7 protein-coding genes are annotated in these 7,452 nt (G+C 70.6%); 5 read left to right on the forward strand and 2 right to left on the reverse strand.

The features are described from left to right. Positions 1-1,360: 1,360 nt before the first annotated feature. Positions 1,361-2,113, forward strand: coding sequence for a hypothetical protein (locus AB0F71_RS31630; RefSeq protein ID WP_360241631.1), 753 nt, complete (start codon positions 1,361-1,363; stop codon positions 2,111-2,113). 90 nt (positions 2,114-2,203) lie between these two features. Here AB0F71_RS31630 and AB0F71_RS31635 read toward each other — a convergent pair whose 3' ends face one another. Next, positions 2,204-2,920 (reverse strand): DUF6193 family natural product biosynthesis protein, encoded by a 717-nt coding sequence (locus AB0F71_RS31635; protein WP_360241634.1) that lies wholly within the window; start codon positions 2,918-2,920, stop codon positions 2,204-2,206. A 1,188-nt stretch (positions 2,921-4,108) separates the two neighbouring features. Here AB0F71_RS31635 and AB0F71_RS31640 point away from each other — a divergent pair. Continuing rightward, the gene (locus AB0F71_RS31640; RefSeq protein ID WP_360241637.1) at positions 4,109-4,570 is read left to right on the forward strand and encodes a hypothetical protein; all 462 of its coding nucleotides are present in this window, start codon (positions 4,109-4,111) and stop codon (positions 4,568-4,570) included. 331 nt (positions 4,571-4,901) lie between these two features. Here the strand turns inward: AB0F71_RS31640 and AB0F71_RS31645 are convergent, their stop codons facing one another. Beyond that, positions 4,902-5,672: a hypothetical protein gene (locus tag AB0F71_RS31645; protein WP_360241640.1), complete on the reverse strand. Its 771-nt coding sequence runs from the start codon at positions 5,670-5,672 to the stop codon at positions 4,902-4,904. Positions 5,673-6,110: 438 nt separating this feature from the next. Between AB0F71_RS31645 and AB0F71_RS31650 the strand changes: the two genes are divergently transcribed. The 3 genes from AB0F71_RS31650 (at position 6,111) to AB0F71_RS31660 (ending at position 7,368) form a co-directional block, all read left to right on the forward strand. Continuing rightward, positions 6,111-6,410 carry a hypothetical protein gene (locus tag AB0F71_RS31650; RefSeq protein WP_360241643.1) on the forward strand — a complete coding sequence of 100 codons (300 nt, stop codon included), beginning with the start codon at positions 6,111-6,113 and terminating at the stop codon, positions 6,408-6,410. Beyond that, entirely contained in the window at positions 6,407-6,994 is a 588-nt protein-coding gene (locus AB0F71_RS31655; protein WP_360241646.1) for a sigma-70 family RNA polymerase sigma factor, read from the forward strand. The genes AB0F71_RS31650 and AB0F71_RS31655 overlap by 4 nt, the downstream gene beginning before the upstream one ends. A 170-nt stretch (positions 6,995-7,164) precedes the next feature. After that, a complete protein-coding gene (locus tag AB0F71_RS31660; RefSeq protein ID WP_360241807.1) occupies positions 7,165-7,368 on the forward strand; it encodes a helix-turn-helix domain-containing protein in 204 nt (67 codons plus the stop codon). The last annotated feature ends 84 nt before the right edge of the window (positions 7,369-7,452 follow it).

Consider the following 7,452-nt stretch of genomic DNA (forward strand, 5'->3'; position numbering starts at 1 on the left):
CAGGCCCGGGCCGGCACCCCGTCCGATCGGGGGCGGAAGCCTGCGGCTTAGACTCTCTCTGACGAGAGAGCAGCGGTGCTGACGCACCGCCAGGTGCGGGGGTGCCGGCTACGCCGTCACCATGCGTGGTGTGGCCTCGGCTGCGCCTCGGCGGGCCGTGCGTGGCGGGGGAAATTCGCCGGTGGCGAATTCTCGGGTACGTGACGCGCCATCGTGGCGGGCGTCGGACGTCGCTGCGCTCCGCCGAGCGGTGGCTTTCCCCCGGGCCTACGGCCCGTCAATCCGTTGGCATTCTGGCTTGATTGGGCGGGCCTTTTTCACGGCCCTATCGGGCCGATCGGCAGGCAGCATTCCCGGGCTGCGCCCGGGGATGGGCGTTGACGATGTGACGCGAAATTCGGGTAGCGGCCCCTCCCCCGATCGGACGGGGTGCCGGCCCGGGCCTGCGGCCCCGGGCGTTGACAATGTGTCGCGGACTTCGGGTATCAGCCACAACCCTCCCCCTCCCGTCCCCCACCCGTGACCGGCCTACGGCCTGGTTGCTGGGCTGTCGGCCCAACAGCCGCCCTCGGAGGTGGGCCTGCGGCCCTCGCCCGGACACCCGGCCCACCGCCCCGGCCGGAGCCCCGCGACAGGCCTTCACCGGCACCCTGTCCGACGGTCCCTGACAGGCTTTCAACACGAGAATCCGAAACCGGCGCCCGGAGCGCTTCCGGCAGCGTTTCCGACGCCATCACCAGGGCTACGTACGCCCTATCCAACCCACCCGCAAAGACGCACGGACAGCGAATGAAGAGCCCCGTTGCGCCATTCTCAACCACACCATTCGGCGGCATTCTAACGCCGGATAGAGATTGCATTTCTCCCATTTCTCCGAGTGAAACAGAAAAGCCGCGCGAGGCGCAACGGCGAGAAACAGAATTCAGGCACACAAGAAAGGGGCCTACGGCCCTCGCGACCGACACGACACCAGCCGTTCCCTGGCCTTCCAGAAATCCCGCGAGACGCCCCCGGAACAATTCCCCCGGCAACGACACCAAACCGAACACCGGGCCAAGGCGGCGGGAAGGACGAGGCCCGAGACGGCCGGACAAGCCGGGCACCCCGGGCGGGCAGGGCACGGCCCTGACGGCGTCACCAGGGCCCGGCGGCAGGACAAGCTGGACCAGGCGCAGCGGGACGGCCTGGCGGCCGACCAGGACGGCGGCCAGGCCCAGCAGCCGAGCGCTGCACCGGGCGGGACGAGCAGCACGGCGGCGGGGAGCGGCCGAGGCCGGCGGACCGGACGGTGGCAAGGGCATAGCGGAGAAGCAGGGGAGGGCGGCCTGGCGGCCTCCATGCAGGTGCCTAGGCTAACGGAATGACAGGAGTACTGGAGTTCGGTGAGCTGCTGGCGCGTCTGATGGACCGACGGGCGCTCGACGCCACCGCGCTCCCGGCGGTGGCCGGCGCCGACCCGGCGGAGCTGCAGGCCGTACTCGACGGGCGGGAGCCGACCGGACGGCTGCTGCGGGACCTCGGGCCGATACTCGGGCTGCACACCGCCGACCTGTTCATCCTCGCCGGACAACCGGTCCCCGACGACCTCACGCCGGTCACCCGCAACCCGAACTGGTCGATCAGATCCGTCGTCTACAACACGATGGGCATGCCCGCCGAGAACCGGACCCTGCTGCTGGACGCGATCCGGGCGCAGCCCCTGCTGCTGCGGGAGGGGCGGGGCGGGGTCGACCGGCCGTACCACCGCTACGAGCCGGGCTTCGGTGCGGTGCTCCTGACGCTCACGCACAACCGGAACCTCACCTGGCTATGCACGGCGCAGGCCCTGCACGCGGTGACCGGCGGGCGGATCTACCTATCGGCCTCGACCGTCGGCGGGGTGGGCCGCGGCACCATCGAACCCACCCCCGAGCTGGTGGCCGGCTTCGCGGGTGTGCTCGGCCTTGCCGCTGCCGACCTCGCGGTACTCGGCGGCATCCACCTGCCGGACGACCTGCCACCACCGCACCCTCGGGCAGCGGACGTGGCCGCCGTCATCTGGGAAGCCCGACACCTGACCACCGCCCAACTCAGTGAAGTCCACCTCACATCCCGCCACCTGACCGGCCGCTAGGCGGTTTCCTGGCGATCAAGAGCGCTGGCGCCAGGTGCAGCCGAACATGGCGATGAACACGATCGCTGCCAGTACCGCTCGAACGACGCGTTAACACGCCGGCCCGATCCCTTCCGGCAGGACGGCCACCACGAAGGCGACGGCCTCCTGCGGCGTCTCGAAGCGCGCGAGCAACTCACTCCCGTTCCGTACGCCGTAGAACCCCTCGTCGTGCGGCCGGATCATGTATCCGACCCGTGTCGTATTCCATCGCGCCGTGGTACTGGTGGAAAACCAGAGGTTGAAGTGGCTGGTCACCGGCATCAGTTGGCGGAGAACCGGCTGGGCGTACGCCGCCGCCAACAGCGCATGCACGCGCGGGAAACGGTTCATCGACGGCATGTGGATGCGGTCGAGCTTGAGGCACCACGCCAACTCGACAGCACCGAGCGGCTCCCGCTCGTGCGCGAGGGCCCAAGGACGGAACCCAATGCACGGGGCCTGCCCCTTCGTCTCCTCAAGCCCCGCTCCGCCGGTCCAGGCCACCGCCGCCCTGACCACCTCAGCCGGATCGGCGGTCCACCCGCAGGCCAGGTGCTTTCCGTTGCTCTGGAGGTACACCCAGAAGGCCCGACGCTGCTCGTCGGCCGATTGCACCCGCACCCGCCGGCCGAGCCCCGCGTCGACGTACTCCGCTGTGCCGCTCCCGCTCCGCTGCCCGTCCTGCTCGGGCAGGACCACCCCGAGGCCCTCCGCCGCACGCCCCAATATCTCCCCGAGCACCCCGCCGCCCCAGTTGCTCTCGCCGGACCCCACCCCGTAGCCCATCCCGCCAGTATGCAGCCGAGCGCATCGACGGTCCCACACAGAACTCCAGCCGCAGCCGGTCCACCACCGCGCGGCGCAGCCGAGCGCCAGCAGGCCAGCGGGTGCCACGAGCGTGCCGCCACACCGCGCCGGGCCTGACCTCCGGCCAGAAAGCCAACCGCCGAACCGCCCGGGCGGCCGCCCGGTCCCGGCGCAGCCCACTCCCCAGGCACAGCACCTGACCATCGCCCTGACGGGCGAGGAGAGCCAGCAGCCCGCCCTGAACGGTGCCGTAGGCGCCGACCGGGCAACAGCCCGGACCACCAGCAGTCAGCCGCGCATGGTCCCGGCACACAACCGGACAAGTCCTCGTCACCATGCCCGCCACCATCCGACCAGCCACCTGTGGACAGCCGCACCAGGCCCGTCGAGCACCCAGCCACCGAAACCGAACACCAACCCGGCCACCAGCCCGCCCCGACCAAACCACTCCCGAATTAACATCACCACCGGCAGCGAATCCACAAAAGCAGCAGCACTGAATACACGGCGGAATTCACACCCGAATACAGGCCTAACACCCGCCAACCCCACCCAGCGAGACCGACGGACCCCGGACTCCCACCCACCACCACACACAGTCACCAACCCACCACCGGCCCGACCCACTAGAGACCCCCAACAGGTCCAACCAAAGGTCCAGACAAGTTGGCATATGAGGCCATTCCACGTCCCACAACACCAACAGGTCACATCCAGTCCCTCACCGGGTAGAGCCTGGCGTGGAGCACGCGGTCCTCCCACCACGGATCGTCTGGAGTGGAGGCCAGCGCGGCCACCAGCTCTCGCTTGGTCGGAGCGGGCAGCACCAGCGGGCCCAGCCCTCTGCCGTGCGGGAACGCGTGGGCCGACGGTTCGGGGCCACACCGGCGCGTGAGAGGATGCGCGCGATCTTGGGGCTACGGAGGGGGTTGTCCGGTGCGTGTGCGTGCTGTCGCGCTGGTTGCGGGGGTCGCAGTGGGGCTGGCTGGGTGTTCCGGCGTGCAGTCGGGGGGTGGGGCCCCGGCCTCTGCAGGGCCTGTGCCGCCGCGACTGGCCGCCGGTCTGCTGACGTCCGCTCAGCTTCCGGTCGGCTTCAAGCTGCTGCCCGACGTTCCCCGCTCCCCCGCTCCTCGCGCCCCGATCATGTCAATGCCGTGCTCGGACTTGGTGACGGACAGCTTCCTTGCCACCCACACACAGGTCCTGGACGAGGCGTGGGTCAGCCTGGAACGGCCGCCCACCGACCCTCACAGCCTCGCCGACGGCTGGTACGGCGAGGAGACGCTCGACCGCTACGGGCCAGGCCAGGCGGCCGCCGTCATGACCGCCGTCCGCGGCGCGGCGCAGCGCTGTGCCTCCTACTCGGACGCGCTTCCTCTCGGCGGCCCCGCGACGTACAACACCGTCTCGACGAAGGATCCGGGCGTGCCGGCGGACGACGGCCTGGTGCTGCGGATCACCGTCACCTCCGCGGACGACACGCAGCCGTGGGTAATCGAGCGGGCGTTTGTCCGGGAAGGCGATGTGCTGCTGACAGTGGACAAGTTGATCGAGCAGGCGCCCGTGGTCGGGGTGGAAGCCGTCCTGCCGGCCGCCGTGGCGGCCTACCGCGCGGGCAGTGGTCGGTGACCGAGCGCAGCGTGGCCGCCACGACTTGCGCCGAGCGGCGGTGCTGCCGTCGGAGGCTGCCAGGCCGTGCAGCGTGAGGTCGCCCAGTGCCTGCCGGACTGCCTTGTTCGACGCCGCCCTGGGCCGCAGCAGGCGCTGGCGACCTTCCGCACGCCGAGCGCGCCAAGGACATCCGCGCGCAACCTCGGGGTCGAGCCGTCGGGGTTGTCCAGGGCCTCGGTGAGGGCGTGCCGTCCAGGGCGGCCGTCGCGCCACCACGCCGGCCCGAACAGCCCGTGCCCGGCGAGGAGGCCAGGAACCGGTGGAGGTCGGTTGGCTTGGGGCCTGATGGTCAGAATGGCGGGTTGTCGGGGTCCCCGTCGCCGCGGGGCCAAGAAGAGCTGGTGACGTAGGGGTTGCGGTCGTCGTCGCCGGGCCGGGCGAGGCCGGTGGTGTCGTGGCCCCACGCGGTCAGGGCGTCAAGGGCCTGCCAGCGGCGCCACCGTGTGTCGCAGACGGCCAGGAGGCGGCGGGCGCGGCCGGCCAGGCCGTCACGGTGCGCGGCCAGGTCGGGGTGTTCCGCGAATGCCAGGGCGGCGCGCAGCGCGTTCTCGGCGACCGCGGTGTCGGGGTCGTCGAGGAAAGGGACGACGGCCTGGAACAGCAGCGGCCTCAGGGCACGTACGGCCGCCATGGGCGGGTAGCCCTCCAGGAAGTCCTCCTCGAAGTACCGCTGATGGGCCGCCACGCAGGCATCGTCGCTGTCGTAGGCGATACCGGCCAGCAGGCCCAGCAGCGGAGCACTCACCCTGTCCGCCGCCCCGCGACGGTGCTCGGCACGGCGGCCCAGGACCGCCGCGACATACAACGCGACCGGCGCGGTTGCCTCGTAGATCGTGTTCTGGTGCTGCACCGGCTCCAGGGCATTGAGAGCCTTCCCGGTCTCCTCGACGGTCAGGTCCGGGCCCAGGAGCGGGGCCAGTACCCGGGGCAGCCCTTCCGCGGTCCCGTACGCGGTGCCCAGCGACGGCCAGTCCGTACCCCGCAGCACCACCCACGGATCCGGCAGAACATCGAGCAACGGCACGGGAAGACCCGGGTGCGGGCTGGAAGTCGTCGTCACCCATCGACCCTAGAACCCTCCACCGACACCGAAGCCACCGCCCGAAGCGACAAGGGGCGCAAGGACGGGGCGCTGATGGGTCGAGCGGGATCACCGGGTACGCGCGGTTGTCAACCGCGACCGTGGTGGCGGCCAAGACGAACCACGCCCGATACCACCCATGCCGGTCCACCCGCATACAGGGCTCTCAACCAAACTGCGGAAGTCCCACTACTTCTCATGCCATCCGCTGATTCTCAACCAACCACACAGGCCACACAGCCAGAACGGTCAGCCAACGACACCGGCGCACCGACCCACACCCCCGAACACGAGCCCAACCCCACCCCACGCTTCTCAACCAACCTGCAAACCCCCAGTTCACCAATAAGATCAATCAGCAAATCACCGACACGTCACAGATGTAAACGGTTTGGGGTTGCCGTTCGTCTGCTGGGTATGAAGCGTCAAGGGCTCACTCAACTGCTCGGCTGGACCCCGGCGGTGCCGTTCGTGGCGCTGGGTGCTCACCAGTCGTCATGGATCGTGCCGGCCCTGGTCGGGGCCCTGGGGGTGGCAGTGCGGCAGCTGGCCGAGTGGCAGCGCCGACGCACCCTGGTCGCGCTGGTCGAACGGTCGCCGCTGGGCACCGTCGTGGAACAGGAGAGCGGGATGGGCGGGCCCGGCATGCGGGTCCAGGTCGGCGCCCGGCCGACCGGGGGAACGGACATGGACGAGCGGACCCAGGGGGCCAAGTGACGACAGAGCACACCCGGCGCATCCCGGCGGACGTCGCCGACGCCGTCACCGCGCTGTACCGCGCCGCGTACCGCGACGTGCTGCGCAGCACCACCGTGCTGGCCGGTGCGGCGGACGCCCCTGACCTCGTTCAGTACGCCTTCCAGAAGGCCGCGCTGAAATGGGACGAGGTCGGCTCCCGCTCGCTGGACGGCCAGAAGGCGTGGCTCAGGACGGTGTGCCGCAACCGGTTCATCGACGATCTTCGCCACGATGTCCACTTCAACGAATTGCACTTCCAGGTGTGCGAGCACTACACCAGCGCCCCGCACAATCCGGCGGACGTCACCGTGGCCCGTGCCGCTCTCGAACGCTGCTGGGCGGCGATCTCCGCCATGCCCCGGTCCCAGCGCGCGGTCGCCGTCCTGGCCTGGCGCGAGGGCCTCGCCCCGGCCGAGATCGCCCGCAGTCTCGGCATTTCACCCGCCACCGTGCGGGTGCATCTCCACAAAGCCCGCCTGTGTCTGGGCGCCGAAGTCGGCGAGCACCTGCCCTTCGCCCAGCCCGCCGCAGAGGGCACCGCACAGAAGAGGAGGGCATCATGACGATCATCTGGCACTCCGCCGACAACACCGACCCGCTGCCCGACCTGCTCCGGCGCATCGAGCAGGCCGTGCCGCCGCCGAGCGAGAGCGACGTCCAGCGGGAACTCGACCGGCTGACCACCTGGATGCACGAACCTACCCGGCCTGCCGGGCCCGCCCTCACGCACCCGGTGACGCCACCGCCAGCGGACGACATCCGGTTCCTGACCATCGCGGACGCCGCCGCGCTACTGCGGGTGACCAAGCTGACCGTCTATCGCCTGGTCCACTCCGGCGACCTGCCGGCCATGCGGACCGGCAAGGCCTGGTACGTGCCCCGGGACGCCGCCCTCGACTACCTCCACACCCTCGGTGTCGCCCAGGCCCGGGACTGACCGCTCCCCGGCCGACGGCGGACCGCAGCCACCCGCAGGACCGACAGCACGGAGGCGGGCCCCGGGAGCTCCCCGGGGCCCGCC

Origin of the sequence: Kitasatospora sp. NPDC028055 (assembly GCF_040637885.1) — a bacterium.
GTDB lineage: Bacteria > Actinomycetota > Actinomycetes > Streptomycetales > Streptomycetaceae > Kitasatospora.

Excerpts from the sequence above, each read along its gene's own strand:
- AB0F71_RS31630 (WP_360241631.1), top strand. The coding sequence starts at position 1,361 with ATGACAGGAGTACTGGAGTTCGGTGAGCTGCTGGCGCGTCTGATGGAC.
- AB0F71_RS31635 (WP_360241634.1), bottom strand. The coding sequence starts at position 2,920 with ATGGGCTACGGGGTGGGGTCCGGCGAGAGCAACTGGGGCGGCGGGGTG.
- AB0F71_RS31650 (WP_360241643.1), top strand. The coding sequence starts at position 6,111 with ATGAAGCGTCAAGGGCTCACTCAACTGCTCGGCTGGACCCCGGCGGTG.